We start from the raw sequence: 26,211 nt of genomic DNA on the forward strand, positions 1-26,211 counted from the left end.
AATAAAAATAGACGGCCACCATCAAAGTGGGCCGTCTATAGTTTTTAAAAGGATTATTAATTAAAGCAATTCACACCCATTTTTTGAAAATTTGTACAGATTTCAAAAGCTTTTTGAGATTTTAATTGTGCAGTACCACCCAAAATAATAGATTGTAGTTTGGCTTCGCTATCCTTATAGCTACGTACATTTTGGTAGTAGCCTGTTACAGCGTTGTAATCTCCAAACAAAGTTCCTTTTGTCGTGTTCATTTGTTGTGAGTCACTTGTCATAGCATAGGCAAAAGCATCTTCGACGGTGTTTTTAAATACGGTGGATATTTCGTCATTATTTCCAGTTTTTAGATGTTGTAAGGTTTCTTTGTTAGGGCATAGTGCGAACTGTATCATTTTTTTAACCTCATGATCGTGTACTTTCACTTTTGCCCAATTATTAAGAATGCCCTCTAATTGATTGCTAAATTCGTTTGCTAATCCCATTACTTTGTGCGCATTTTCCAAACGTTGTTTTGCTCCTGAAGTATGGCGTATGCGTACCACATTACTCATATTACGAAGCGATGCGTTTAATGTATTTTGGCAAACAATCCTAATGGGTGTAAATGCTGCCGTAATACTTCCGCTACCATCGTGTGAAGTAGTGAGGAAAATATATTTTTCTGTAACATCATCACCATTGCCAACCCGAATATAGTCCGGTAATTTAGCCGTAATAAAAATACGTTCTCCATTTCCTAAAGCGCCTGCAGTCTCGTACAAAATACCATCAGTACCACCTACAATGGAATCGAAGAAACTAAATGCTTCACGATTTTGTACAATGTGATAGTCTTTACCGACTACACCCAAAACGATATTGTTATCCGTGCGGATAGTAGCAAAATAATTGGGTACGTTGACCTCGTTATTTCCTATCTCTAAATTTTCAGTAGGATCAATTATGTTTGATGTCTTGGTATAAAGAGGACTTTTTGTAACTTCATAATCAAGTCCTGCGTGCTTAATTGCTTGCGGGCTTGTTGGATAGTCTGTTACTATTTGACCCAAACCGTGCCAAGCTTTTTCTTGTACGCTAAAAAAGGAATAACGTCCTGTTCTTTCGTTGAAATTTAAATTGTGTGCCATGATATTAAAATTTTAAAAGTTAAAAAAATGATTAAGTATTTAGTGTTAAAATGGTAGGTCATCTGCAGGCTCCTCTATGATGATCTTTGTATTTTCTTGTTTTACGACGGCCTGTGCCTGTTCTATTTTTTTACTACCTCCATGTAATTTAATAGTCGAGGCGTGAAAATTTAAACTAGATCTTAGTTCTCCGTTAGTAGCAGTCCAGGCTCTTGTACTCACTCTCCCTGTTAGCTCTACTAAAGCCCCTTTAAGGCGTATCTTTGCTACATTTGGACTTATCCAGTAGGAGCAATCAAAATAGCTAGTTTGCTCTATGCGTTCGCCTTGCTTATTTCGATAACTATCATTCATAGCTACTGAAAAATTCACCACTTTTTTGTCCTGCGGTGTTGTGTGTACTTCCGCATCCCTTGTCAATCCTCCGATGATATTCATAATTTTTACTTTTTAGATTTATTTTTTAAATTAATTTATTCGGTAATGAAAGGAGGTGCTGTTTTGTTTCACTCTAATTCCAATATAAATAGTATTAAATTTCATTGTTGACATTTTTTTTATTCGTCCAAAGAGCCGGAGTATGCTATGTTTCGTTTCGAGAGCATAAAAGGTTAGTGTTTAGTAAAAACAAGGTTTTGTCAAATAAATACTACCCGAATGGGTGGAGATTTTTTGATAAACCCGTAGGGCTTAACCTTTTTTTTGCGTTAAAAACACTAGAATACCTTTGCTCTTGAAATAAGACAAAAGCATACTGGTTTTTGAATATTAATAGACTGGAAGCAAGGTTGTAAAGAGGATTGTATTGGATTATAAAGAAAAAAGTGACTCTTCAAATAAATACTGTGTAACGTTATCAATTCACTATTTATCCAAGATAATGGTATGGCTATATAAGCCATGTAAAAGGATCTTGAAAATTATGGGTAGGTAGCGGCTTAAATTTCAAGATTCTATTATTGATTATCCGACTAAGCTCTTTTATCCTGAAGCGTAGCGGAAGTATAAATGTGCTTTGAGGATTGTAGTTGAGTTTAAATTGAGGGAAGTATAGATTTGACTGTTTTGGAATATTATTTTCGTGCTTTCAAAAAATCCGTGTAACCAAACTTATAAGATTCACACCTGTCTTCGACTTTAAAGTGGTTAATAAAGCCACTTTAAAGTAAAAAACTAGAATTCATTTTCTTACTATAATTAAAAACTTTACTTAAATGAGATTTTATTAGTTGTTTCCCTTTTTTTCTCGTCGATGATTTTCGTATATATCTGTGTGGTCTTTATGTTTTTGTGTCCAAGCATTTTAGATACAGTAAAAATGTCCGTACCTGCCGCCATCTGTAATGTTGCATAGGTATGGCGAAAGCAGTGAAAAGTGATATGTTTCTCAATAGCTGCATCTTTAATCCAAACGGGTATCAAACGGTCAAAATCCCATTTTTTTAAATTTAAAAAGATTTTACCATGCTCCATTCTTTGTTCACCTAAGAATTCAAGCGCTTCCACAGAAATAGGTAGGGTAATTGGCCTATCAGTTTTCTGCTGTTTAAATCTTATATAATACCCTTCCTGTTTGCTGTATTGTACTTCTTCCCATGTAAGTTTTGATATGTCGGAATAGCGCATGCCTGTGAGCAGAGAAAAAAGACTGACACGTTTGACAATTTCTTTTTTACAAGGGGTTTTAAATAACCTTAAAGCTTCTTCCATGGTTAGAAAATTCCTTTGAGACTCTTGTTCCTTTATGCTTTCAATTGCAGCATTGACATCGGTCTGCAGTAATCCTTTTTTGTATGCTTTTCGAAGAGTAGCTTTGATCTTGTTAAAATAGGATAGGGCAGTGTTTTGAGCCAGAAACTGGTTTTTTTTTCTGAGACATTTTGCCTTCAAGATGTACGCCCTAAAGTCCTCAATAATTGTCACGTCAATGTCCTGCATTAATATATCCTCATTTTTTAAAAACATTTCAAAGTGAATAATTGCGTACTTCCAAATATCTGCATTATTGCCAGTCCGGCTTTCTGCCGTATGCTTTAGATAATGTATAAATGATTTTTCACCAACCTCCTTGAGATGAATGCGCTCAAGCTCAAATGGAGTATAGATCTGCTCCTTATTTACTTCATTAAACCTGTTGCCACGAATGATCTCGGCCTTGAACAAGTTCTCGGAATTCAAAGCTTTTTCAATAGCACTTTTTGGTTTAGGAACGAGGTATAAACTTAAATACTCTCTACGGTAAAGTTTATGAGTCTTAGGATTGCATACTGGAGGGAAAAAATCAAGATATAGTGTAATCTTACCACTTGGCAGTTTCCTCTTTCTTAGCGTAACATTTATATTTTTCATCTTCCCACAGCATTAAAAATTATATCAATATCCTGTTTGGCAACACAGGTGAATTTTCCAACGGAATATTTTACTATACCCTGCCGTTGAATCAATAGATAGAGCGCTCCTGAAGAAATATTATACTTCTGTTGAATTTCCGTTATAGTATAGCAATTGTCAAAACCAGGAAATTGCTGTCCAGTTTTCAAGGTTACATCCTGTACAGGAATTGCAAAAAAAGCTTCAAGATCGCATCTGCGGATAACAGTTCGTTTGCCAAACTTTGCAATGTCCAGCTGTCCATTGTTAACTAACCTGTAAAGCGTACTTCTGCTGATTCCAAAAAGAACGGTTGCTTGAGTAATTTTTAAAAACTCAAGTGGCTTTATTTTTTCCAAATCTATATTTAAAAGCTGAACGATCTCGTTATTGCTTTTTTCTACTTTTCCTTTGCGTACCAGTGATTTATAACCACGGCTGTTGCAAATGTGCGAACAATACCGTGTGCGCGTTGTTCTGGCTGTGAACTGTTTTTTGCAGTGCTCACAAATTCTGATAACCTCAATGTTAGAACTCATAATGTGACTGATTTTGTGTCCCGTTGTGTCTATGTGTGTCTCTATGTGTCATCATTTCGCCAAAAAAAAATCCAATACGGAAAATTATTTTCGTGGTACAATAATGGTACAAAAAGGAACAAACTATCTGCAAATAAAGCTAAATAAACAGAAAGAAGAATCCCAGTTAAAATGCCGTTTTATGACATTTTAACTGGGATTCTTTGTTTTATTTTATGATGTTTTGTGAAATCTATTTTCCGATACAGAAGTTAGCAAATATATTCCCCAATAATTCATCGTTCGTTACTTGGCCTGTAATCGTTCCAAAATGGTACAAGGCTTCCTTGATGTCGATGGCCATTAAATCGCTTGGTAAATTGGTTTCCAGTCCGTATTTTACTTTAGTTATTTCCTCCAACGCTTTTAGCAGGGAGTCGTAATGTCTTGTATTAGTTACAATCGTTTCGTTATTTCTTAATGCTCCAGTATTTACAAAGGACAGCAATTGATTCTTCAATTCTTCGACACCAATATTTTCTTTGGCACTTAAGAAAATTAGTTTAATGTTTAATGTTTCAAGTTCTTGGCGAATGCTTGTAATTTCTTGATCTGTTAGTAAATCCAATTTATTGATAACAACAACCAAAGGTTTTAAAGGAAATTGATTCTTTATTTTCTCAATTTCTATGATGTATTCAGAACTTTGAACTTTAAACTTTAAACTTTCAAAGAGATAAAGAACAACCTGTGACTGTTCGATTTTTTCGAAGGTTTTACGAATACCGATGCTTTCTACCACATCTTGCGTTTCACGAATTCCCGCCGTATCAATAAATCGAAATCCGATTCCGCCAATGACTAATTCGTCTTCAATCGTATCACGGGTTGTTCCGGCAATTTCCGAAACGATGGCACGTTCTTCGTTCAATAAAGCATTCAATAAAGTCGATTTTCCCACATTAGGTTCACCCACAATCGCCACGGGAATACCGTTTTTGATTACGTTTCCTACTGCAAAGGAATCGATAAGTCGTTTGAGTACAAACTCGATTCGGTTCAGCAATTCATGAAACTGGGTACGGTCTGCAAATTCCACATCTTCCTCGGCAAAGTCGAGTTCGAGTTCGATAAGCGAAGCAAAATTCAAAAGTTCTTCACGCAACTTAGCTATTTCATTAGAGAAACCACCACGCATTTGCTGCATGGCAATTTGGTGAGAGGCTTCATTATCTGACGAAATCAAATCAGCTACGGCTTCGGCTTGTGATAAATCGAGTTTTCCGTTTAAGAAAGCCCTAAGCGTAAATTCACCAGGATCAGCCATACGGCAACCTTTACGCAGTAATAGCTGTATAATCTGCTGTTGGATATAGGTAGAACCGTGACAAGATATTTCAATTGTATTTTCGCCGGTATAAGAGTTGGGCCCTTTAAAAAGAGACACTAATACTTCGTCCAGTGTTTTCTGGTCGTCCATAATGTGCCCCAGATGTAGAGTATGTGTTTTTTGCTTGGTTAAATCTTTGTCTTTAATGGATTTAAAAACATTATTACCAATAGTAATTGCTTCAGCGCCTGAAATTCTGATCACTGCAATAGCTCCAGCTCCAGAAGGTGTCGCTAAGGCTACTATCGAATCGTTGTATAACATAATTGTATTGTATAAGTTGCAAAGGTACTAAATCTAGTTAAGTATCTATTTATTTAAGGAACCGCGTTTTTGCTATTAAAATCGAATGTTTTTAGCCACGAATTCTCAAGAATAAATTAGCACTTCGAATAAAATATTTGGTCACATATTTTATTTTTTTTTGAGAAAAATTAAAAGTAAATGCCTTGATTTAAGGGTTGTTGCGGTATGTATCTGAGTTTTATTCCGTAATTTTATGATTGTACTTGTTGCCATTTTCAATTTAAACTTATAAAATATGAAACGTATTCTATTTCCAACCGATTTTTCTGAAGCTGCCACTAATGCTTTTGTTCACGCCTTAGCATTTGCAAAAATAATTCAAGGGGAACTTATTGTATTGCATTCTTACCCGTTACTACCTATTGATCAGCAATTTTTTCCTGAAAACTTTGCGATGGTTTATGATACTGTTGCGTTAACGGAGTTTGATATGTTTAAAGAGGAAATACCAAAACTTCGTGCGATCGCAGAAGCTTGTAATTTAGACAATATAAAAATGACGCATCGTTTAATGGAAGGCGAATTAATTGATAATATCAAAGAGGTTGTTGATGCTGATAAAATTGATTATGTAGTTATGGGTACCTCTGGGGTAACAGATTGGGATGCGGTTTTTGTAGGTTCTAATTCAGGAGATGTTATTATTAGGATAGCGGTTCCTGTGTTATGTATACCATTGGAAGCAAAATATAAAGCAATTAAAACAATTGGTTTTACAACACGTTATCGAGCCAAAGATAAAATAGCAATTAAAACAGTTTTAAGTTTCGCTAAAAATATAAATGCGGATGTAAAGTGTCTCTATGTAAAAACCAGTGATTCTGATGTTTCAAAAGAAACAATTGAGGAATGGAAAATTGAATTTAAGGATCATCCTATCGAATTTGTAGTTTTAGAAAGCGAGGAAATTAATACGGCGGTTTTAGATTTTATTGCTAGTAAAAATGTGGATGTGTTGACTATGTTAATCTATAAAAGAGGTTTTTTTAAAGGGCTTTTTCAGCCTAGTTATACAAAAAAGTCACATCCTGAATTTCATATCCCAATTTTAGCCATTCAAATTGATTAAAGATATAGGCGTAGTTAGGCAATAATTTCGGTTTTAAAATAGTAGATACCTTCGTAACGGTGAACTTATTGATAGTATAAACATAAAAAAAAAGCGGTCTAAATTATATAGAAATTTATTTGTTAAAATAAATGAAACTCACTGATATTTATCATATTATAATTGTATTTTTAAGTATAAATTTGATTATTGTATAACTTTTAAACTATTAAAAATGAAACGTATATTATTCCCAACCGATTTTTCTGAAGCCGCCACAAATGCATTTCTTCATGCGCTGGAATTTGCAAAAATAGTACAGGGCGAATTGGTGTTACTACACACCTTTGACTTGCCAGTATTTGACAATCAGTTTTTTCCTGAAAATTATATGGTTATCTATGAATCAGTAGAGTTATCACAATTTGAAATGTTTAAAGAAGAAATTCCAAAGCTTCGTGCTATAGCAGAACAGCACAATTTAGATAAAATTAGAATGACCCATCGTCTTATGGATGGAAATTTAATTTATAATATTAACAAATCGATCAAAGACGATAAAATTGATTATGTCGTTATGGGTACTGATGGTGCTTCTGGATGGTCTGAGTTTTTTTCTGGGACAAATACAGGTAACGTTTTAGGAGATGTTGATGTGCCAATGCTTTGTATTCCTGTTGATGCCAAATTTAAAAAAACAAAAACGATAGGTTTTACTACACGTTTTAGAACTAAAGATAAAAAAGCGCTTAAAAACACTTTGAAATTGGCAAAATTGGCCAATGCAGTTGTAAAATGCCTTTATGTGAAAACCAGTAAATCAGATGTTGATAAAGAGATAGTTAAGAAATGGGAACAGGATTTTGAGAATGAACCTATTGAATTTTTTATAATAAACAGCGATGAAGTTAAAGAGACTATTTTAGACTTTATCTTGTATCAAGAAATTGACATATTGACAATGGTGACCTATAAAAGATCGTTTTTTAAAGATTTGTTCCATTCTAGTCTAACTAAGAAATTTGCTAATAATTTTGATATTCCTATTTTGGCAATTCCTATGGAAGAGTAAATCTTTGACCTTGCTATATTGTTTCTTATTCTAATAGTATATTTATTACTGTACACCTATATTTGTATTTCAATTTAATCGAAATATGGAATCATACAGTACAAGGAGTAAAAGCTATTCGCAGGAATTAAGCAAAATCAATAAAAAATACAATACAATCAGTTTATTTAGACTGTTGTCTATTGTTCTTTTTTTAGGATCTCTTTATTTTTATATAAAAAACAGCGAAATTATTTTTATAGTTTCAGCTGTTTTCTTTTTTGCAGGCTTTATCGTTTTAATGCGAATTCATTCCAAGTTGCTTTTCGAAAAAAAGATAAACTCGGCTCTAGTAGAAATTAATGAAAATGAAATTTCGTATCTAGAGAAAAAGACGATTCCATTTGAAAACGGACAGGAGTTTAATGATTTTCATCATCCTTACGCGTATGATCTGGATATTTTTGGAGAGCATTCGTTATTTCAAAACTTAAATAGAACAGCCACTTTTATAGGAAAGAAAAAGTTAGCAAATCAACTACTTACTTTATCGCCAAATGAAGAAATTATAAGAAATCAAACGGCTGTAAAAGAGCTTTCGGAAAAGTTAGATTGGCGTCAGAATTTCTTGGCGTTAGCCAAAATAAGCGTGGATTCTAAAGCTAGTTATGAAGGATTAATGAAATGGAGTAAATTTGAAAGTGCACCATTATCTAAAGGTGCAATTGTACTTTCTTACCTTACGCCACTATTATTTCTGGGAATTCTTGCTTCGTATATAATTACTAATGAGACTTTTTTACTTTCGTACCTGTCTTATGCGTTTATATTGAATTTAGTAATCATGGGTGCTTTTTTTAAACGCATCCAAATAGAAATTGCTAATGCCGAAGATATCGATAAGGTAATCAGTCAATATGGTTTATTGCTTAAAAAAATAGAAGAGGAGTCTTTTCATTCTGAGAAGTTGGTAGATTTACAACAGAAACTGAAATTTAAAACAGAAAATGCAAGTCTTCATCTTAAAAAATTATCCGAGTTGTTTTCTAATATGGATACTATTGGGAATTTATTGACGGCTTCTTTGTTCAACGGTACCTTTCTTTTTAATTTTCATGTATTAAAAAAATTACTGAACTGGAAAAAAGAGCATGCTGCGGCAATGGAAGAATGGCTGGATGTAATAGGCGAATTCGAAATGTTAAATAGCCTGGCTAATTTTGCCTACAATAATACTGAGTTTGTTTACCCTACGTTAAACACTGAGTTTAAAATTGACTTCTCAGATCTGAGCCATCCTTTATTGAATGCCAAAACTAGAGTAGGGAATGAGGTACGTTTTCATCCTCAATCTTTTATGATCTTGACTGGTTCAAATATGTCAGGTAAAAGTACTTTTCTACGTAGTTTGGGAATAAACATGGTTTTATCAGGAATGGGATCAGTAGTTTGTGCTAATGAAGCTAACGTGCATCCTTTGCCTGTGTTAGTTTCGATGCGTTTGTCTGATTCCTTGTCTGACAGTGAATCTTACTTTTTTGCCGAAATAAAGCGCTTAAAACAGATTATGGATGAATTAGAAGGTAATGCTGCTTTTGTATTATTGGATGAAATCCTGAGAGGAACTAATTCTGATGATAAAAGAAACGGAACTATAGAAGTCGTTAAGAAAGTAATTGCTCATAAAGCGATTGGTGCGATTGCAACCCATGATATTGAAGTTTGCCTGACCACAAATGAATATCCAGATATTCTTACTAACAAATGCTTTGAAGTCGAAATTGTAAATGATGAATTGCATTTTGATTACAAACTTCGTGACGGTATCTGTAAAAATAAAAGTGCTACGTTCCTGATGAAAAAAATGGGGGTGATCTAGCAAGTGTAAGAAAGGTATTAAATTAGTGTTACCACGAATTCACTAAATCTATTTTTTGATTAATTCCTTTTCTCCTATACATAGAAACAACTATTTAAGTAATTGAGGTATCGCAAATTATTAGTAATGGCATCACCTTCATGCTGGTGATTAAACTCAAAGAATAGAGAAAAATAATTAGGGAATTCGTGGCAAAAAGAATGATGTAGTAAAACCCAAAAAAATCTATCAAGCATCTTGCACTCTCCAGATAGCTATTGGGACGGAGGGAGGATAAACAAAAAAAAACCGCATATCTTGGTTAGGAAATAGCGGTTTTTTTAAATATAAAAAATGGTTTGGTTAATAGCGTAATCGTTTCACAATGATAGGTATTATATTTGAATCTTAAAAATTAAATACAACAAAATCACAATTTATTGTTAACTATTCAGCATTACCGGCATAACCAGCATCGTTACAGTTTCACCTTCTTCTAATCCGTCAACAGGAGTAAGAATTCCAGCTCTGTTAGGTAATGACATTTCAAGCATGATCATATCTGATTGAAGATTTGTCAACATTTCCGTAAGAAAACGAGAGTTATATCCTATTTGCATATCGTCTCCTTGATAATCACAAGTCAATCTTTCCTCTGCTTTGTTAGAGTAATCAATATCTTCAGCCGAAACATTCAATTCAGCACCTGCAATTTTTAAACGAATTTGGTGTGTTGTTTTATTAGAGAAAATAGCAACACGGCGTACTGAACTCAAAAATTGAGAACGGTCAATCATTAATTTATTTGGATTCTCTTTTGGAATAACCGCTTCATAGTTTGGATATTTTCCATCTATTAAACGACACATTAAAATATAATTGTCAAAAGAAAAAGTAGCATTAGAATCGTTGTATTCAATTTTTACTTCAGCATCTGAAGTAGAAAGAATATTTTTTAGGATAGTCAAAGGTTTCTTTGGCATGATAAAATCAGCTACTTGAGATGCTTTGACATCTGTACGTGCATATTTTACCAATTTGTGTGCATCAGTTGCAACAAAGGTTAAACCTTCTGGAGAGAACTGAAAAAATACACCAGACATTACTGGACGTAAATCATCATTTCCAGCAGCAAATATAGTTTTGCTTATGGCTGTTGCCAATACATCAGCAGGAACTAAAGTTACAGAAGGCTCTTCTAGATTAACAGATTTTGGAAATTCATCACCTGGAGCATACGCCAATGCATATTTACCAGAGTTTGAACTGATTTCTATCGTGCTGTTTTCTTCAACAGTAAAAGTTAAAGGTTGTTCTGGAAAAGTTTTAAGGATCTCCAATAGCAGTTTTGCAGGTACAGCAACACTTCCTTTACTCGTGGAATCAATAGCTAAATTAGCAGACATGGTTGTCTCTAAATCACTTGCCGAAACCGTTAATTCGTTATTGTCTAATTCAAATAGGAAGTTGTCCAAAATGGGCAAAGTATTGCTACTGTTGATAACATTACCTAAAACCTGTAATTGTTTTAATAAGTACGAACTCGATACTATAAATTTCATCTGTTTTATTTTATTTTTTTTGGTATCTATTTTAGTTTGATTTTAAAATACAATACATTTTACAAATATATCGTAAACTATTCTAGTATTGAAACTTTTTTATTAACATCTATCGACTGTATTTTCTTTTTCTGAGGTACGTAAATAAAGCGCCAAATAACACTAAGATTAGGAGTGGTAGCCCGATAGTTATGACTTGCGTCTTAGTATAGTTTTCAAAAACTTTTTCTTTGTCTAATAACGGTAAATCCAGATCCTTGCTTCGAATGTTAATAAGTCCAGTATCGTCTAAAAGATAATTGACACAATTTAGCATGAAATCCTTATTGTCGTATAAATTTCCGGAACGTTGATCATATCCCAGTTCTACCGGTTGAAAGTTTTTATCTAGTTGGTTTTTTATCAAGTCTCCATCAGAAATAACAATCATTTTATTCTTCTTTCCTACGACTTGAAACGCGGTTTGTTCAAAAGGCAAAACTCTGTTTTCAAACATAGAATGAAAGGATCCTTCGAGTAACAGGGCAAGCGGAATATTTCCAGTTTTAATATAATGATTTGGGCTGGTTTCTTCGGCAACAATATCTAAATTTATTTCTACCGGAGCTCCTATCTTTTTTGAATATCGAGACGATTGCAGCAGTACAGTTTTCTTGATTCCGTTTTTCAGTGTATCGATTGGATTTGCAAAATCAAATTTAATTCCGCCTAAATTTTTTACGATAGGATGTGTGCTTTCTGGATAAACTAATGGAGCAAATTTCCAATTGAATTCTTGGTATTGGGTGGCGCTTCCTTGCTCTCCAGTCGCTAATTTTATAGGACTTCCTTGTTCGTCCTTCACGATATCTGGGTTAATACGGAAACCGTATTTAAAGAACATATCGTTCAAATTCAGATCCCTGGGGAAAGCTAATGTTGATCCTGATTCATTGTAAAGACTGTCCATCTCGATATTTACCTGATCTACTAACCAAAGTGTCTTTCCTCCGTTAATAATGAATTGGTCTAAGACCTGTTTTTCGGCATCAGAGAACATTTCGGTAGGTTTAGCTATAATTGCTAAATCGTATTTTTCTAATGCGTTTAAACTGCCTGTAGGATCTTTTGCAACCGAATCTAACGTAAAAGGGCCTATGTGATAACTTTCTCTTATTTGCAACAAGAATTTGGCCATCAATACATCCTGAAGCTCACCGTTACCTTTGATTACGGCAACCGTTTTTTGCTTGGCTGTTGTAATTTTATGTAAGGCATCCGAAATTGAATATTCGAGATGTTGCACGGAACCAATTACTTTTTCAGTAGTAGAAGCCCCCATTCTATTTTTTAATAATGGAATATTTACTTCTTTGTTTTGGTAAACTGCGATAGCCCATGGAAAAACCATTGCTTGCGATTGTTTTCCTTTGTCATCAACGGTTATGTTTATAGGTGTTAATCCCTTTCTATACAACTCTTTGATGTTATCCATACTGCTGTCTTCGTTTTCCAATGGATTGATGAATTCGAAAACTATATTTTTGTTATATGCTTGATATTCCTCCAATAGCTGCTGTGTTTCTTGCTGTAGTCTTTTAAACTCAGCTGGCAAGTCCCCTTGTAGGTATATTTTGATGTACAACGGTTCTTTTACTTCCTCAATTATTTTCAAAGAAGTATTAGAAAGAGTGTATCTTTTATCCTTTGTTAAATCAAAACGATGAAAAAACTGGCTCCCAATACTATTTACAATCAGCAAAATTGCGATTGTAATTAATACCGATTTCAGGTTGCTTTTTTTAATTGGTACCATTACAATTTAAAAGATTTAAGTTTATAAACAGTCAACGAAAGAAACAACACCGTTATACTGATAAAATAGAGCACGTCTCTGGTGTCGATTACGCCACGTCCCATACTTTTAAAGTGATCTTGCATTCCAAAAGCGGAGATTAATGTCGAGAAAGAAGAGCTAAGTGAGGCAATACCTTCAAAACCAAAATAGAAAAAGAAACATAAGAATACAGATACTATAAAAGCCACAATTTGATTATCGGATAGGGTAGAAGTAAAAACACCAATGGAAGAATACGCACTAATAAGGAACAAGAGACCTACATAAGATCCAATGGTACTGCCCATGTCGAGATTTCCCTCCGGCATTCCCAAACTAGAGATTACTTCGACATAGATGAACGTTGGAATAATAGCCATTACTATTAGCAATACTGCGCCAAGAAATTTTCCGTTCACAATTTGCCACTGGCTCAAGGGTTTTGTTAAAAGCAATTCAAGAGTTCCTTGCTTTTTCTCATCCGAAAAACTGCGCATGGTTACGGCAGGAATTAGGAAAATTAAAATCCAGGGTGCTAAAGTGAAAAAGGGAGTCATATCAGCAAAACCGGTATTCAGAATGTTGTAGTCACCGTCAAAGACCCAAAGAAATAATCCGTTGAGAATAAGAAAAAGAGCAATGACTAAATAACCTATTGGCGAACCAAAAAAGGATTTAATTTCTCGTAATAATATGGCTTTCATTTAAATTTTTTGTTTAAAGTTTCAGGTTTCCGGTTTCAAGTTTAAAGTTGAGTAACTTTAAACTAAAGAAACTAATTTATCAACGCTCCAGGCCTCAGGTTTATCGTTGAATAATTTTTTAGTAAAACTCCAAACTTCGTTAAACAATGCAGACTTTCTGTAGTTCTCCAAATCGTCTTCGGTTTCCCAATAGCTGTAAGTGAAAAAAATACTCTTATTGTTTTTATCTTGATACAATTCTAAAAAACGATTCCCATCAGCATTTCGGATTTTGTCTTTATTGGCCTCAAAATTTTCCAAGAATGCGGGAATGTTTTCTTCGTGAAAACTCAATTTTACTATTCGTACAAACATTTAGATTTTCTATTTATGTTACTCTTCTAATTCTTAAATTGGATCGAAACCACATCTCTGTAATTTAATCCTAACAAGCTATTTGCTGAGCCCACGTTAGAAGGGTTGCTTCTAAAAACAGCAATTTCGAGAAAACCAGCTTCATTAAAAATGGCTAATTTTTCTCCTTCATAATTCTTAATCGGATATTTTTCAGAACTGGCAATTGCAGAGTAATTCGGCAAAATGGTTTTGATGTTTTTAGTTTTCATGATAATCTCATAGGGTCTGCCTTTGGCCGCTTCTACAAACTGTCTTTTGCTAATGTTAGTCACCACATTACCAAAATGGTCAATATAGATAACATGTCCTTTCAATATATTATTATCGTCAGAAATAACAGCTTTTAATTCGGTTATCTGTTTGATGCTATTAATCTCTTTACCAATAACGTTTAATAATCCGCCCTTGGCGATATGACAGGCGACCATGACAAAAACGTCCATGCCAGTTGCTTCACTAGATAGTCGATCATGAATGTTGATAGCAACCATTCTTTGAGGAACAATTTTCTGCGAAAGCATACTAAGAATACCATTATCGGCAGCAATAAAGTAGGAATCGTTCCATTGCATGACAATATGTTGATTCTCTTTATTCAATTCCATATCTACTCCTATCAAGTGAACGGTACCTTTTGGAAAACTCGAATAGGCCGCACTAATAATGTAACTTGCTTCAACTGTGTTGAATGGGTCAATATGATGCGAAATGTCGATAATTGAAGCTTCAGGATGCTCAGATAATATTTTCCCTTTCAACGCACCAACAAAGTGGTCTTTCAAGCCGTAATCGGTAGTAAGGGTAATTATTGACATATATTTTTTATAAATATTGGTGGATTCTAAAACTAATTTTCATTAAATTTGAGAAATGCAAATCTAATAATAGTAAATTCAAAAAAGCAAAAAACGAAAAACAAATTCCAAATAATAAGACAAATAATACGGAGGTTTAAAACCAAAACGGATTAGATTTATTAATTGATTAATTTTAATATAAAACTACAACTTTTGAACGAAAGAATAATCGAGCTCATAGACATCGCTCCAAAAGATTTTTGGGGCGCTCAAGACACTCATCTTGAAATGATTAAAAAATATTATCCAAAGCTTAAGATTGTTGCTCGTGGAACTACTTTAAAAGCATTTGGAGAAAAAGAAATACTAGACGAGTTCGAAAAACGTTTTCAACGGTTAATGCTGCATTTTACACGCTACAATAATATAGATAATAATGTAATTGAACGTGTCATTTTAGGCGAGAGCCAGGACGATAAAAGAACTCTGGTTAACGATAAAATTCTGGTGCACGGTGTTGGTGGTAAAATCATTAAAGCCATGACGCCTAACCAGCAATTATTGGTTGATACGATAAATAAAAACGACATGGTTTTTGCGGTAGGGCCAGCAGGAACAGGCAAAACCTATACAGGCGTTGCGATGGCTGTAAAAGCATTAAAAGAAAAACAGGTAAAACGAATCATCCTTACTCGTCCGGCAGTAGAAGCTGGTGAAAATCTGGGTTTCCTTCCTGGAGACATGAAAGAAAAACTGGATCCATACATGCAGCCACTCTACGACGCATTGCGGGATATGTTGCCAAATGAAAAACTGGAAGATTATATTCTCAAGGGGATTATACAAATTGCTCCGCTTGCCTTTATGCGTGGACGAACGCTTGATCATGCTTTTGTGATTTTGGATGAGGCACAGAATACGACACATTCCCAAATGAAAATGTTTTTGACCCGTATGGGCAAAAGTGCAAAATTCATGGTAACCGGAGATCCCGGGCAAGTTGATTTACCTAGAAGAACCATTTCAGGTCTTAAAGAAGCTTTATTGGTTTTGAAGGATATTGAAGGAATTGGAATTATATATCTGGATGATAAAGACATTGTAAGACACAGATTAGTTAAAAAGGTGTTAGATGCTTATAAATACACAGAGAATCCAGACTAAAATAAAAATTGTATTTTTGACAGACAGTAAAATTACTACTATTTACGACCCCACTATGGGGTCGTACTTTTTAAATCAATAGTCAGTTTATTTGGTTGTAAGAAGATTCTAAGGAGTTGTTAGTTTATAATAGATTAAAAAAAATAAATATTGAAGAACGTACTCATAACGGGAGCTTCCGGAGGCATTGGAAAAGAAATAGCATTTCATTTTGCTGAAAATGGATGGAATGTCATAGCCACCATGATTCATCTGGACCATGGTAAAGAACTGCAAGGAGTAAAGAACATCAGCTGTTATTTGCTGGATGTTACTTCAACAGAAAGCATAACCCGCGCCAAGAAAAAAATAATTGAAGACTTTAAAAAAGTTGATGTTGTAATAAATAATGCAGGAGTAGGGTATCGCAGTTTTGTAGAACTAGCCGAAGATGCTGAAATCGATACTATTGTAGATGTTAACTGGCTTGGAGTGGTAAAAATATGCAGGGCATTTATTCCTGAATTTAGAGCTCAACAAAAGGGTCATTTTATAAATATTACTTCTATTGCGGGTTTAGTTAATTTGCCATTAGGGAGTTTTTACCATTCTACAAAACATGCCGTTGAAAGTTTTTCTGAATGTATGGCCTATGAACTAATTGATTTTAATATCAGCGTTTCTACGGTTCAATTTGGAAATACACCTTCTAGTTTTCAAAAAAATGTAGTTAAATCGGGTCGTTCTTCTTTGCCTTCGTATAATAATTTAATGGAGAAAATAAGTAATATATTGGAAAATAAAACCAATAAAAACACAGATTTAAAGCCGCAAATTATTCGGGAACTATTAAAAATTGCCGAAAATCCGCCTAAAAATTTTAAAAGATTTACGATTGGTTTTGATGCCAATAGTCTGATTTTCCTTAGATCTGGAATCGGCTACCGTTTATTTGGCAGGATAATTAGACAATCTATTTTTAAATAAACGTAAGCTGTTTTCAATAATAAATGACTTAAAGATGCGGGAAATAAAAGCGGCGATTAAGCAACTAATAAGTATGTTATTAAGAGTTATTTTGCGCATTTGGATTATCTCCAAAAATGGAATTCCAATCATTGAATTCAAGATCTGTCAAATTTGATTCGTTTAAACTCTCAATAAACAGGAGATAAGCTTTGTTGAATAACGATTTTAATTTGCAATTATGGGATTTAAAAATACAGGGTTTAGCATCGCAATTAATAATAGGAGATTCATCTTGTTCTAATAAATGGATTAGATCTCCCAAAGGAATTTGTTTCGCTTTTTCGGAAATTGTGATTCCCCCGCTTTTCCCTCTTTTTGTTAGTACTAATTGATTTGCCGCTAAAAATTGAACCACTTTAACGAGATGGTTTCGTGAGATTTTGAAAGCATTGGCTAAATCGTCCAAAGAGCTTTGCGAGCTGTCTTTTTTTTGATTCAAATACATCAAAACACGCATACTAAAATCGGTAAAATGGTTTAATTTCATACTGTTTTTTTAATTTAAAGCTAATAATTGGGGACCGAACTCTTCGTAAAAGATAGCGTCTTTTGTAACACCAAGTTCAATTAAAGATTGATATTGTTTTTTGATAAACAATTCAGGTCCGCAAATATAATATTTTGCATCGTTAATAATTATTTCTTCTTTATATTGATGCAGTTCTGCTCTTCCTTCGATAGCATTAGTTTCATGATCAGGTAGTGTTTCGTAAAAAACAAAAGAAGTTAACCAGTTACCCTTACGGTTCAGATCCTCGATTGCGTCTTTAAAGGCGTGTACATTTTCATTGCGACAGCTATGTATCCAAATCGTTTTATTTTTTTGAAGAGAATGGCTATTAGCCTCAACCATACTCATCAAAGGAGTTACGCCAACACCACCACTAATCAGGACTAATGGATTTACCGATTCAGGATCAGCGTAGAAAAGTCCTGCAGGGGCGGTAACATCAATCGTTTCTCCGACTTTTTTAGTATGTAGCACATTCGAAACAAATCCATCAGGAGTAGAACGTCCTTTTTCGCTTTTAACTGATATACGATAGTATTCTTCGTTAAAACTACTGGATAAGCTATATTGCCTGGGTTGTTCATGCCCTAATTCAGGTATAAATGTTTTAACAGAAATATATTGTCCCGGAAAAAAAGTGGCAATAGCGTTTCCGTCTTTAGGTTTTAGATAGAAAGATTTAATCTCATCACTTTCGATTACTATTTTATCAATTACAAACGTTCTCCAGCCAATCCAACCTCCTTTTAAATCTGCTGTTTTTTGATACATTTCGGCTTCGATAGAAATCATTATTTGAGCCAATTCTGAATACGCACAGGTCCATGCATCTACTAATTCATCAGTTGCTGCTTCTCCTAGAACTTCTTTTATAGATTCGATTAAGTTATGTCCTACGATATCGTATTGCTCAGGGAGTATGTGTAAGCTAACATGTTTATTCCCAATGGACTTTAAAACATTTATTAAGACTGTTGGGTCGTCAATATTTTCGGCATATGCCAATACAGCTCCAGTTAATGCATTCTGTTGTTTTCCATTGGCTTGGTTAGCCATATTAAAAATGTTTTTTAGTTCTGGATTGTTTGTCAACATTCTTTGATAAAAATAAGTCACCAAGGCATTACCACTTGACTTTAACACAGGAACGGTAGCTTTTACTAGTTCTTTTTGTGTAGTATTCATGATTTTTTTATTTTAAATTTTTACAAAGGTAGCATAAAACACTTATTGTTGTATTTTAAATACAACAATAAAAAAGTAGGCTAATTTTGTTTTAAAAAGCGAAGGGAAAGTTGTCTAAAAATTATGGGGGAAGGAGTAAGGATTCATTTTTTTTAAAGTATTAGAACCCCATCATAATTATATGCAAATATTTTGTGAAGTATTGAATTAGTGTTGGAAGTTTCTTTAAAATTCGATATTTTTGAAAAGATTACAAATGAATATGAAAATTAGAATGTTAGAAGAGAAAATAAAAGTAGTAATAAGTGATTTAGATGGAACACTATTAAATAGAGAACACCGAATATCAGAATATACCAAAACAGTTTTTGCAGAACTTCACAATCAAGGATACCTTATTATTGTTGCTACAGGTCGTCATCATCTCGATGCCATGCCTATTGTTGAAGGCTTGGGTTTTCCGGTATACTTAGTAACATCAAACGGGGCACGCATTCACTCCCCAAAAAAAGAGCTCCTTTTTTCTCATAACATCAGTAGTGAAGCGATAAAATCTGTTTTATCCCTTGACATCAGTGAAGACTTTACCACTGTTGTATTTAAGGAGGATGTTTGGTTTACTAATAAACACAATGAAGCTTTAAACAGTTTTCAGACAGAATTGAATTATTTGCCTGAGCTTGTGAATTATGCTACCATGGAAGATTTAAGTGCCATAAAAATGTTTTTTACCCATGAGCGTCATTCAAAACTCATAGAACTAAGGGATAAAATAATAGAAAAGCATTCAGATGATTTTAGTCACGCTTTTAGTTTACCACTTTGTTTAGAATTTATGGACAAGACGGTCGATAAAAGTGTGGCTATTGCCAAGATTCTAGAAATAGAAAATCTAGATTTTCATGAGACTATTTCTTTTGGCGATGGTTATAACGATGAAAATATGTTAAATGCTACAGCCAAAGGATTACTGATGGGAAATGCTCCTGATAGTTTAAAAAGTAAGCTTTCTCACCTTGAAGTAATTTCAGCTAATTATGATAATGGCGTAGCTACTTATTTATCTGAAAAACTATTGAAACGAACTATTTTAAGTATCTAAGGTCATGATATTTTTTTAAATACGTTTCAAAGTGTATTTTTGTTTGGAAAAAACCACACAAAAATGATCAGAACTATTTTTATCGTAGTATTTATATTTTTCTCTTTTACGTCTCAAAGTCAAGTACTTCAGCTCGAAGACATCATGAAAGGAGATACCTTTATAGGAGAGCAGCCCTTTTCTGGAAGATGGTCTTTAGACAACAAAAAAGTCTATTTTGAATGGAATCCCAATAATGAGTTGGGAGCAAGTACTTATTTTTGGGAAAAAGGAATGTCAAAACCTCTATTAGTTGCAGCGCCTGAAGCTGCATTCTCTAAATTAGATTTTAAAGGTAAACCGAATGCAGATATAGTATATTATATTGATAAAGGGGCTTTGTATTCGTATTCAATCCAAAATAAAACTAAGAAAAAACTATTGCAACAATCTAATCCAATTTCTAATTTACAATTAGGAACAGATGCGGGAATGTTGTTTTTTGAGCAAAATGAAAACATCCTTAAATTTGACACGAAACAAGGAACAGTTGTCCAACTCACTAATTTTAAACAAGGGAAAGAAAAGGAAAAAGAAGACGAGAAAGACAGTTTTTTAAAAACCCAGCAAAAAGAATTGTTTCAATTTGTTCGTGATCAAGAAGCAAAGAAAAATTGGAATAAGGCAAGAGCTGATGAAAATAAATCCGACTTCCCTAAAGCGTATTATTACGGAAAAAATTCTTTTGAAAGTCTGAAGATGGATCCAAAAGGGAATTACGCCACTTTTAGACTGGTAGATGCTATTGAAAGTAAAAGCGAAATAATGGAAAATTTCATTACAAAAGACGGCTATAATCAGTCTGTAGACACAAAAAGAAAAGTGTCGGTAGCAAATTTAAACAAATCAAAATTCGGAATTTATTCGGTGGCGCAAGATTCAGTCTATTTTGTGAATTTTTCGTCATTAAGTCACATTCAAGACAAACCAGCCTATTACAATGACTACGAGAATTTAAAAAAGAAAGAAAAGGAAGATAAGTTGCTTTTTGTTCAAGAACCTACCTACAGTCAAGATGGAACTTATGTCATTACAGAGATTAGAAGTCTGGACAATAAAGACCGCTGGATTGTGCAATTGAATTTAGAGAAAGCTACTTTTAAAGAGATTGATTATCAGCACGATGAATCTTGGATTGGTGGTCCGGGTATTCCATCTTATGCTTACAGTTCAGGAACTTTAGATTTTTTGGGGGATAACGAAACTATTTATTTCCAGTCAGAAGAAACAGGGTATTCACATTTATACACTTATAACTCAAAGACAAATAAGAAAAATCAACTCACAAAGGGAAATTGGGAAGTACGAGAAGTAACGCTTTCTAAGGATAAAAAATCTTTTTATTTAACTACAAATACAACACATCCAGGAAATCGTGGATTTTATAAGTTGGGAGTTTTTGGTGGTGAATTACAACCATTTCTTACTAAAGATGGAGCGCATGAAGTGACACTTTCTCCTGATGAAAATACATTGCTTGTTCGTTATTCTTCTAAAAATAAACCTTGGGAGTTTTATACGGCACTAAATAAAAAAGAGGCTATTTTAACCCCTATAACACATTCTACTTCCAAAGAGTTTGAGGCTTATTCTTGGCGCACTCCTGAAGTAATTACTTTCAAGGCTCAGGATGGTACTAATGTTAATGCGAGACTGTACAAACCTGAAGCAGACAAATCAAATAAAGCCGCAATTCTCTTTGTTCATGGTGCTGGTTATTTGCAAAACGCCCATAATTATTGGAGTAGCTACCATAGAGAATACATGTTTCATAATTTATTAACGGACTTAGGATACACCGTTTTAGATATCGATTATAGAGGGAGTGATGGCTACGGACGTGATTTCAGAACAGGTATTTACCGTTTTATGGGCGGAAAAGATTTATCAGATCAAATTGACGGTAAAAAGTACTTAGTGGAAAACTTAGGAATTAACCCTGAAAAAGTAGGTATGTATGGTGGATCATATGGCGGTTTTATTACCCTAATGGCCATGTTGACAGAACCAAATGAATTTAAGTCGGGAGCAGCACTTCGTTCGGTAACAGATTGGGCGCATTACAATCATGGATATACGGGTAACATTCTTAATTTCCCGGAGACAGATCCTGATGCCTACAAGAAAAGTTCGCCAATTTATTTTGCGGATAATCTACAAGGAAACTTGTTGATGCTTCATGGAATGGTAGACAATAATGTGGAGTACAAAGACGTGGTGCGTTTGTCACAACGTTTTATAGAACTGGGAAAGAAAAACTGGAGTCTATCATCATTTCCTGTTGAAGCTCATGGCTTTAAAGAAACCTATTCATGGGTTGATGAGTATAGCCGAATATTGAATTTATTTAATACTACGCTTCTTGAAAAATAGTGTGTTTTATCCTCTTAATAATGTTTCAACAATTTTGTGTATCTCTGTGAAACAACCTATTTTTGCAAAACAACAACGCAACACTAATCATGATGAGTAATACAATTACAACCACTAATTTTAATTTCCCAAATCAAAAATCGGTTTACCGAGGTAAAGTTAGGGAAGTGTACAATATCAATGACGATCTTTTAGTAATGGTAGCTACAGACAGGCTTTCAGCTTTTGATGTAGTTTTGCCAAAGGGAATCCCTTACAAAGGACAGATTCTAAATCAAATTGCTACTAAATTCATGGAATTAACACAAGACATTGTTCCGAATTGGTTGATTGCGACTCCAGATCCTAGTGTAGCTGTAGGTCATTTATGTGTGCCTTTTAAAGTAGAAATGGTTATTCGTGGATACCTATCGGGTCATGCAGCTCGCGAATATACGCTTGGTAAAAGAGAAATTTGTGGTGTAGCGATGCCAGAAGGATTAAAAGAGAACGATAAGTTCCCTACGCCAATTATAACACCAACTACAAAAGCGGATAACGGAGAACACGATGCCGATATATCAAGAGAGGACATTCTTTCAAAAGGAATCGTTTCTGAAGAGGATTATTTAGTATTAGAAAAATATACGAGAGCTTTATTTCAAAGAGGAACTGAAATTGCTGCAAGCCGTGGGTTAATCTTGGTGGACACCAAATATGAATTTGGTAAAACTAAAGACGGAGTTATTGTTCTTATAGACGAAATCCATACGCCGGATTCTTCTCGCTATTTTTATTCAGAAGGATATCAAGAAAGACAAGATAAAGGAGAAGAGCAAAAACAATTGTCAAAAGAATTTGTACGTCGTTGGTTAATTCAGAATGATTTTCAAGGTTTAGAGGGACAGCAAATTCCTGATATGACAGAGGAATATATTGAAACTGTATCCGAAAGATATATTGAATTATATGAAAAAATCCTTGGTGAAAAATTTGTGAAGGCTGACATTTCAAATATCAATGAGCGAATTGAAAAAAACGTTCTGACATATTTAGAAAACAGATAATAAAGCAAAAACATCGATATAAAAGAAAACCGCAACCCTTGATGGAATTGCGGTTTTTTTTAGCCCTGATAGAAGCGATATCCTTTTTCTAGTTTCGTTTAGAAACCAGAAAAAGATATAGCGGATAGCGGGATTAGCTCCTGAAAATATTATTTAAAATAAGAAAATGTTTCGTTGTTCTCTAACTTCAATATAGTTTCATATATTAATTTGATGACATTTTCAACATCATCGCGGTGCACCATTTCGACAGTCGTATGCATGTAACGCAAAGGAAGTGAGATCAAAGCCGAAGCCACGCCACCATTGCTGTATGCAAAAGCATCTGTATCAGTTCCGGTAACGCGAGAAGAGGCTAGACGTTGGAAAGGAATTTTCTTTTCCTCGGCAGTATCCAGAATTAATTCTCTCAGGTTATTTTGAACTGCGGGTGCATAAGTAACAACAGGTCCTTTCCCTATTTTTGTCTCTCCTTCAACCTTCTTTTCAATCATTGGAGTCGTAGAGTCATGACATACGTCAGTAACAATAGCTACGTTTGGTTTGATGGTTTTAGTGATCATTTCAGCTCCACGAAGACCCACTTCTTCTTGTACAGAGTTAGTAATGTACAATCCGAACGGCAATTTTACTTTGTTTTCATGTAGTAAACGTGCTACTTCGGCAATCATAAAACCACCCATGCGGTTGTCAATGGCGCGACAAACGAATTTATTCTCGTTTAGAATCATGAATTCGTCAGGATAAGTGATCACGCATCCTACATGAACCCCCATTTTATCAACCTCTTCTTTTGTTTCACAACCTATGTCGATGAACAAATTACTAATTTTTGGAGTTTCTTCTTTTTCGCCTTTTCGGGTGTGGATAGCTGGCCATCCAAAAACACCTTTTACAATTCCTTTTTTAGTATGAATGTTAACTCGTTTTGAAGGGGCAATCTGGTGGTCTGAACCTCCATTACGAATGACATATATTAAACCATCGTCAGTGATATAATTAACATACCATGAAATTTCATCGGCATGCCCTTCAATCACTACCTTATAAGGAGCATCAGGATTAATAATTCCCACTGCTGTTCCATAAGTGTCCGTTATAAATGTATCAACATAAGGTTTTAAGTACTCCATCCATAATTTCTGTCCTTCAGCTTCAAATCCTGTAGGGGAGGCGTTGTTTAAATATTGCTCTAAAAATGTAATAGAGGATTTCTTTAATATCGATTTAGTGCTCATAAAATATATTTTTTGCTAAATTATAGAATTGGCATTACACTTGCGTATATAATGTATAATTTTACGCTAAATTTTTTCTTTATGCAGTTTATTAGATTTTCTATTTTATTTCTTTTTCTAACAGTAGTGGCACATGGTCAGGTTATTTCTAGAGACACTACAAAAATGGGTTACGTTTTACGGGATACAGATGAAGTGCTGAATGACACTATTCAATTGGAAGAGATTATTGTATCAAAAGAAAAGTTGGATCCCGATGCTAGGAAACAATTTCTGATTTTGCAAAGTAGAGTTTATAGAACCTACCCTTATGCCAAATTGGCTTCTGAAAGATTAACACTTTTGAATAAAGGAATGGAAAGACTTTCTACTAATAAAGAAAAGAAGAAGTATTTCAAGATAGTAGAAAGTTATCTTAATGACGAATTTGAGGCAAAACTTAAAAAATTGTCACGCAGTCAAGGGAGGATATTGGTAAAGTTAATCCATCGTCAAACGGGAACTACAACTTTCGACCTGGTAAAAACACTAAAAAGTGGATGGAAAGCCTTTTGGTCTAATACTGCAGCTAGCATGTTTGATATTAATTTGAAAACAGAATATGCTCCTTTTGAATCTAATGAAGACTTTTTGATAGAAACTATACTAGCAAGAGCCTTCGAATCGGGAAGATTACAAAATCAAATGCCGGCACATCCTGTAGATATTGATAAGCTGAATGATTTCTGGGAATCAAAAGCACAGCAACTAAAACGATAAATACTATTTGGGCGTTTCCCATTATAAAAAAAAGAGGCTATACCTATAAATAAGGATTAGCCTCTTTTTTTTTTATAATCGGTCGGGCTATTCGCTACAAGTCCTCGTCTCGTCCCAAAAGACGAGACTGTGGGCTTTTCGCTGCTATCCCTAACGCAAACAAAAGAAGATTAGAGATACGTGGTTAGAAGTTAGAAGTGAAAAGCACAACTTAAAAAAAGAAAGATTGGCGGTCTTTGAAAGTAAGGATATCTAAGGAATTCCTTGTATAGGCTCAAAAGGAAAAGAGTTGTCATTATTATATTGTAGTAAAGGAATAGTAAAAAAGCCGCGATCGTATTGAATTCACCACAAACCTTGTCCACAAAGCCCCCTCTCCTTCGGAGAGGGCCGGGGAGAGAAAAAAACTTTCGTCTTCAAAGAGCATATTTCCAGCGAGTTAAACCCACGGCTAAGAAACGCGTAAAAAAAAGGCGATAAAAAAGCTTGAAGTAGTGTATAAAGGAGTTACTTTTGCACCCGCAACAACGGCAAAGTTCATTAAAAGATTGGCAAGTAATTAAGGGGTTTAGGACTGGGAATTATTTCTAAAAATAAATCAAAAAAAGCTTGTGAGATTCGAATTAGCTCATTACTTTTGCACCCCGCAAAACATGCAAAGTTCCTTGATAGACTGGTAAGAAAAGATAAAGGAATGGAGATTTAAATCTTGAAAAAAACTTTAAATTTTTCTTGCGAGAAAGAAAAAAAATTGTATTTTTGCACCCGATTCGAGAAACACGCTAAGTGTTGCGGCGAAACGAGAAACAAGAAAAGAACACGTTCCTAGACATATTGAATTGACAG

At 34.2% G+C, this 26,211-nt stretch carries 22 protein-coding genes; 9 read left to right on the forward strand and 13 right to left on the reverse strand.

The window, feature by feature from the left end; translation table 11 throughout:
• Positions 1-56: 56 nt before the first annotated feature.
• The 5 genes from QO182_RS09660 to mnmE all read right to left on the reverse strand — a co-directional run bounded on the left by QO182_RS09660 (position 57) and on the right by mnmE (position 5,666).
• A complete protein-coding gene (locus QO182_RS09660; protein WP_371561241.1) occupies positions 57-1,124 on the reverse strand; it encodes a DUF932 domain-containing protein in 1,068 nt (355 codons plus the stop codon).
• A gap of 45 nt (positions 1,125-1,169) precedes the next feature.
• Positions 1,170-1,562 carry a single-stranded DNA-binding protein gene (locus QO182_RS09665; RefSeq protein WP_371561243.1) on the reverse strand — a complete coding sequence of 131 codons (393 nt, stop codon included), beginning with the start codon at positions 1,560-1,562 and terminating at the stop codon, positions 1,170-1,172.
• A gap of 768 nt (positions 1,563-2,330) precedes the next feature.
• Positions 2,331-3,473, reverse strand: coding sequence for a tyrosine-type recombinase/integrase (locus tag QO182_RS09670; protein ID WP_371561245.1), 1,143 nt, complete (start codon positions 3,471-3,473; stop codon positions 2,331-2,333).
• Positions 3,470-4,033 carry a helix-turn-helix domain-containing protein gene (locus QO182_RS09675; RefSeq protein WP_371561247.1) on the reverse strand — a complete coding sequence of 188 codons (564 nt, stop codon included), beginning with the start codon at positions 4,031-4,033 and terminating at the stop codon, positions 3,470-3,472. Before QO182_RS09675 ends, QO182_RS09670 begins: the two co-directional genes overlap by 4 nt.
• 232 nt (positions 4,034-4,265) lie before the next feature.
• Entirely contained in the window at positions 4,266-5,666 is a 1,401-nt protein-coding gene (mnmE, locus tag QO182_RS09680) for a tRNA uridine-5-carboxymethylaminomethyl(34) synthesis GTPase MnmE (protein WP_371541018.1), read from the reverse strand.
• Between the two features lie 277 nt (positions 5,667-5,943).
• On the opposite strand from mnmE, the gene QO182_RS09685 reads away from it, so the two are divergent.
• The 3 genes from QO182_RS09685 to QO182_RS09695 all read left to right on the forward strand — a co-directional run bounded on the left by QO182_RS09685 (position 5,944) and on the right by QO182_RS09695 (position 9,686).
• Entirely contained in the window at positions 5,944-6,777 is an 834-nt protein-coding gene (locus tag QO182_RS09685; protein ID WP_371541017.1) for a universal stress protein, read from the forward strand.
• A 214-nt stretch (positions 6,778-6,991) separates the two neighbouring features.
• Positions 6,992-7,828 (forward strand): universal stress protein, encoded by an 837-nt coding sequence (locus tag QO182_RS09690; protein WP_371561248.1) that lies wholly within the window; start codon positions 6,992-6,994, stop codon positions 7,826-7,828.
• Between the two features lie 85 nt (positions 7,829-7,913).
• Entirely contained in the window at positions 7,914-9,686 is a 1,773-nt protein-coding gene (locus tag QO182_RS09695) for a DNA mismatch repair protein (RefSeq protein ID WP_371561250.1), read from the forward strand.
• 422 nt (positions 9,687-10,108) lie between these two features.
• On the opposite strand, the gene dnaN is transcribed toward QO182_RS09695, so the two are convergent.
• The 5 genes from dnaN to QO182_RS09720 form a co-directional block, all read right to left on the reverse strand.
• Entirely contained in the window at positions 10,109-11,227 is a 1,119-nt protein-coding gene (gene dnaN / locus QO182_RS09700) for a DNA polymerase III subunit beta (protein WP_091093412.1), read from the reverse strand.
• Positions 11,228-11,336: 109 nt separating this feature from the next.
• A complete protein-coding gene (gldG, locus tag QO182_RS09705; protein WP_371561252.1) occupies positions 11,337-13,022 on the reverse strand; it encodes a gliding motility-associated ABC transporter substrate-binding protein GldG in 1,686 nt (561 codons plus the stop codon).
• Positions 13,022-13,747 carry a gliding motility-associated ABC transporter permease subunit GldF gene (gldF, locus tag QO182_RS09710; protein WP_371541013.1) on the reverse strand — a complete coding sequence of 242 codons (726 nt, stop codon included), beginning with the start codon at positions 13,745-13,747 and terminating at the stop codon, positions 13,022-13,024. The genes gldG and gldF overlap by 1 nt, the downstream gene beginning before the upstream one ends.
• 57 nt (positions 13,748-13,804) lie before the next feature.
• Positions 13,805-14,101 (reverse strand): putative quinol monooxygenase, encoded by a 297-nt coding sequence (locus QO182_RS09715; RefSeq protein ID WP_371561254.1) that lies wholly within the window; start codon positions 14,099-14,101, stop codon positions 13,805-13,807.
• A gap of 26 nt (positions 14,102-14,127) precedes the next feature.
• A complete protein-coding gene (locus tag QO182_RS09720) occupies positions 14,128-14,958 on the reverse strand; it encodes an S-adenosyl-l-methionine hydroxide adenosyltransferase family protein (protein ID WP_371541011.1) in 831 nt (276 codons plus the stop codon).
• 195 nt (positions 14,959-15,153) lie between these two features.
• Between QO182_RS09720 and QO182_RS09725 the strand changes: the two genes are divergently transcribed.
• Positions 15,154-16,104 (forward strand): PhoH family protein, encoded by a 951-nt coding sequence (locus QO182_RS09725; RefSeq protein WP_371541010.1) that lies wholly within the window; start codon positions 15,154-15,156, stop codon positions 16,102-16,104.
• Between the two features lie 150 nt (positions 16,105-16,254).
• A complete protein-coding gene (locus QO182_RS09730; protein ID WP_371541009.1) occupies positions 16,255-17,070 on the forward strand; it encodes an SDR family NAD(P)-dependent oxidoreductase in 816 nt (271 codons plus the stop codon).
• Positions 17,071-17,149: 79 nt separating this feature from the next.
• Here QO182_RS09730 and QO182_RS09735 read toward each other — a convergent pair whose 3' ends face one another.
• Together QO182_RS09735 and hmpA are read right to left on the reverse strand one after the other, a co-directional pair.
• Complete coding sequence (locus tag QO182_RS09735; RefSeq protein WP_371561256.1) at positions 17,150-17,599, reverse strand: Rrf2 family transcriptional regulator; 450 nt, start codon at positions 17,597-17,599, stop codon at positions 17,150-17,152.
• A 9-nt stretch (positions 17,600-17,608) separates the two neighbouring features.
• A complete protein-coding gene (gene hmpA / locus QO182_RS09740; protein ID WP_371541007.1) occupies positions 17,609-18,808 on the reverse strand; it encodes an NO-inducible flavohemoprotein in 1,200 nt (399 codons plus the stop codon).
• Positions 18,809-19,049: 241 nt separating this feature from the next.
• On the opposite strand from hmpA, the gene QO182_RS09745 reads away from it, so the two are divergent.
• From QO182_RS09745 to QO182_RS09755, 3 genes are all read left to right on the forward strand, one after another.
• Positions 19,050-19,910 (forward strand): Cof-type HAD-IIB family hydrolase, encoded by an 861-nt coding sequence (locus tag QO182_RS09745; protein ID WP_371541006.1) that lies wholly within the window; start codon positions 19,050-19,052, stop codon positions 19,908-19,910.
• A gap of 63 nt (positions 19,911-19,973) precedes the next feature.
• Positions 19,974-22,322 carry a prolyl oligopeptidase family serine peptidase gene (locus QO182_RS09750; RefSeq protein ID WP_371561258.1) on the forward strand — a complete coding sequence of 783 codons (2,349 nt, stop codon included), beginning with the start codon at positions 19,974-19,976 and terminating at the stop codon, positions 22,320-22,322.
• Between the two features lie 92 nt (positions 22,323-22,414).
• On the forward strand, positions 22,415-23,368 hold the full coding sequence (locus QO182_RS09755) for a phosphoribosylaminoimidazolesuccinocarboxamide synthase (RefSeq protein ID WP_371561267.1): 954 nt from the start codon (positions 22,415-22,417) through the stop codon (positions 23,366-23,368).
• 149 nt (positions 23,369-23,517) lie between these two features.
• On the opposite strand, the gene QO182_RS09760 is transcribed toward QO182_RS09755, so the two are convergent.
• Positions 23,518-24,606, reverse strand: a complete 1,089-nt coding sequence (locus QO182_RS09760; protein ID WP_371561259.1) for a M42 family metallopeptidase — start codon at positions 24,604-24,606, stop codon at positions 23,518-23,520.
• Between the two features lie 81 nt (positions 24,607-24,687).
• On the opposite strand from QO182_RS09760, the gene QO182_RS09765 reads away from it, so the two are divergent.
• Positions 24,688-25,365, forward strand: a complete 678-nt coding sequence (locus QO182_RS09765) for a DUF4294 domain-containing protein (RefSeq protein WP_371561261.1) — start codon at positions 24,688-24,690, stop codon at positions 25,363-25,365.
• The last annotated feature ends 846 nt before the right edge of the window (positions 25,366-26,211 follow it).

Source organism: Flavobacterium sp. Arc2, from assembly GCF_041431385.1.
Taxonomy (GTDB): domain Bacteria; phylum Bacteroidota; class Bacteroidia; order Flavobacteriales; family Flavobacteriaceae; genus Flavobacterium.

Excerpts from the sequence above, each read along its gene's own strand:
- QO182_RS09690 (WP_371561248.1), top strand. The coding sequence starts at position 6,992 with ATGAAACGTATATTATTCCCAACCGATTTTTCTGAAGCCGCCACAAAT.
- dnaN (WP_091093412.1), bottom strand. The coding sequence starts at position 11,227 with ATGAAATTTATAGTATCGAGTTCGTACTTATTAAAACAATTACAGGTT.
- hmpA (WP_371541007.1), bottom strand. The coding sequence starts at position 18,808 with ATGAATACTACACAAAAAGAACTAGTAAAAGCTACCGTTCCTGTGTTA.
- QO182_RS09720 (WP_371541011.1), bottom strand. The coding sequence starts at position 14,958 with ATGTCAATAATTACCCTTACTACCGATTACGGCTTGAAAGACCACTTT.
- QO182_RS09660 (WP_371561241.1), bottom strand. The coding sequence starts at position 1,124 with ATGGCACACAATTTAAATTTCAACGAAAGAACAGGACGTTATTCCTTT.
- QO182_RS09760 (WP_371561259.1), bottom strand. The coding sequence starts at position 24,606 with ATGAGCACTAAATCGATATTAAAGAAATCCTCTATTACATTTTTAGAG.
- QO182_RS09765 (WP_371561261.1), top strand. The coding sequence starts at position 24,688 with ATGCAGTTTATTAGATTTTCTATTTTATTTCTTTTTCTAACAGTAGTG.
- QO182_RS09695 (WP_371561250.1), top strand. The coding sequence starts at position 7,914 with ATGGAATCATACAGTACAAGGAGTAAAAGCTATTCGCAGGAATTAAGC.
- gldF (WP_371541013.1), bottom strand. The coding sequence starts at position 13,747 with ATGAAAGCCATATTATTACGAGAAATTAAATCCTTTTTTGGTTCGCCA.
- QO182_RS09685 (WP_371541017.1), top strand. The coding sequence starts at position 5,944 with ATGAAACGTATTCTATTTCCAACCGATTTTTCTGAAGCTGCCACTAAT.
- QO182_RS09670 (WP_371561245.1), bottom strand. The coding sequence starts at position 3,473 with ATGAAAAATATAAATGTTACGCTAAGAAAGAGGAAACTGCCAAGTGGT.
- gldG (WP_371561252.1), bottom strand. The coding sequence starts at position 13,022 with ATGGTACCAATTAAAAAAAGCAACCTGAAATCGGTATTAATTACAATC.
- QO182_RS09715 (WP_371561254.1), bottom strand. The coding sequence starts at position 14,101 with ATGTTTGTACGAATAGTAAAATTGAGTTTTCACGAAGAAAACATTCCC.
- mnmE (WP_371541018.1), bottom strand. The coding sequence starts at position 5,666 with ATGTTATACAACGATTCGATAGTAGCCTTAGCGACACCTTCTGGAGCT.
- QO182_RS09750 (WP_371561258.1), top strand. The coding sequence starts at position 19,974 with ATGATCAGAACTATTTTTATCGTAGTATTTATATTTTTCTCTTTTACG.
- QO182_RS09755 (WP_371561267.1), top strand. The coding sequence starts at position 22,415 with ATGAGTAATACAATTACAACCACTAATTTTAATTTCCCAAATCAAAAA.
- QO182_RS09675 (WP_371561247.1), bottom strand. The coding sequence starts at position 4,033 with ATGAGTTCTAACATTGAGGTTATCAGAATTTGTGAGCACTGCAAAAAA.
- QO182_RS09665 (WP_371561243.1), bottom strand. The coding sequence starts at position 1,562 with ATGAATATCATCGGAGGATTGACAAGGGATGCGGAAGTACACACAACA.
- QO182_RS09735 (WP_371561256.1), bottom strand. The coding sequence starts at position 17,599 with ATGAAATTAAACCATTTTACCGATTTTAGTATGCGTGTTTTGATGTAT.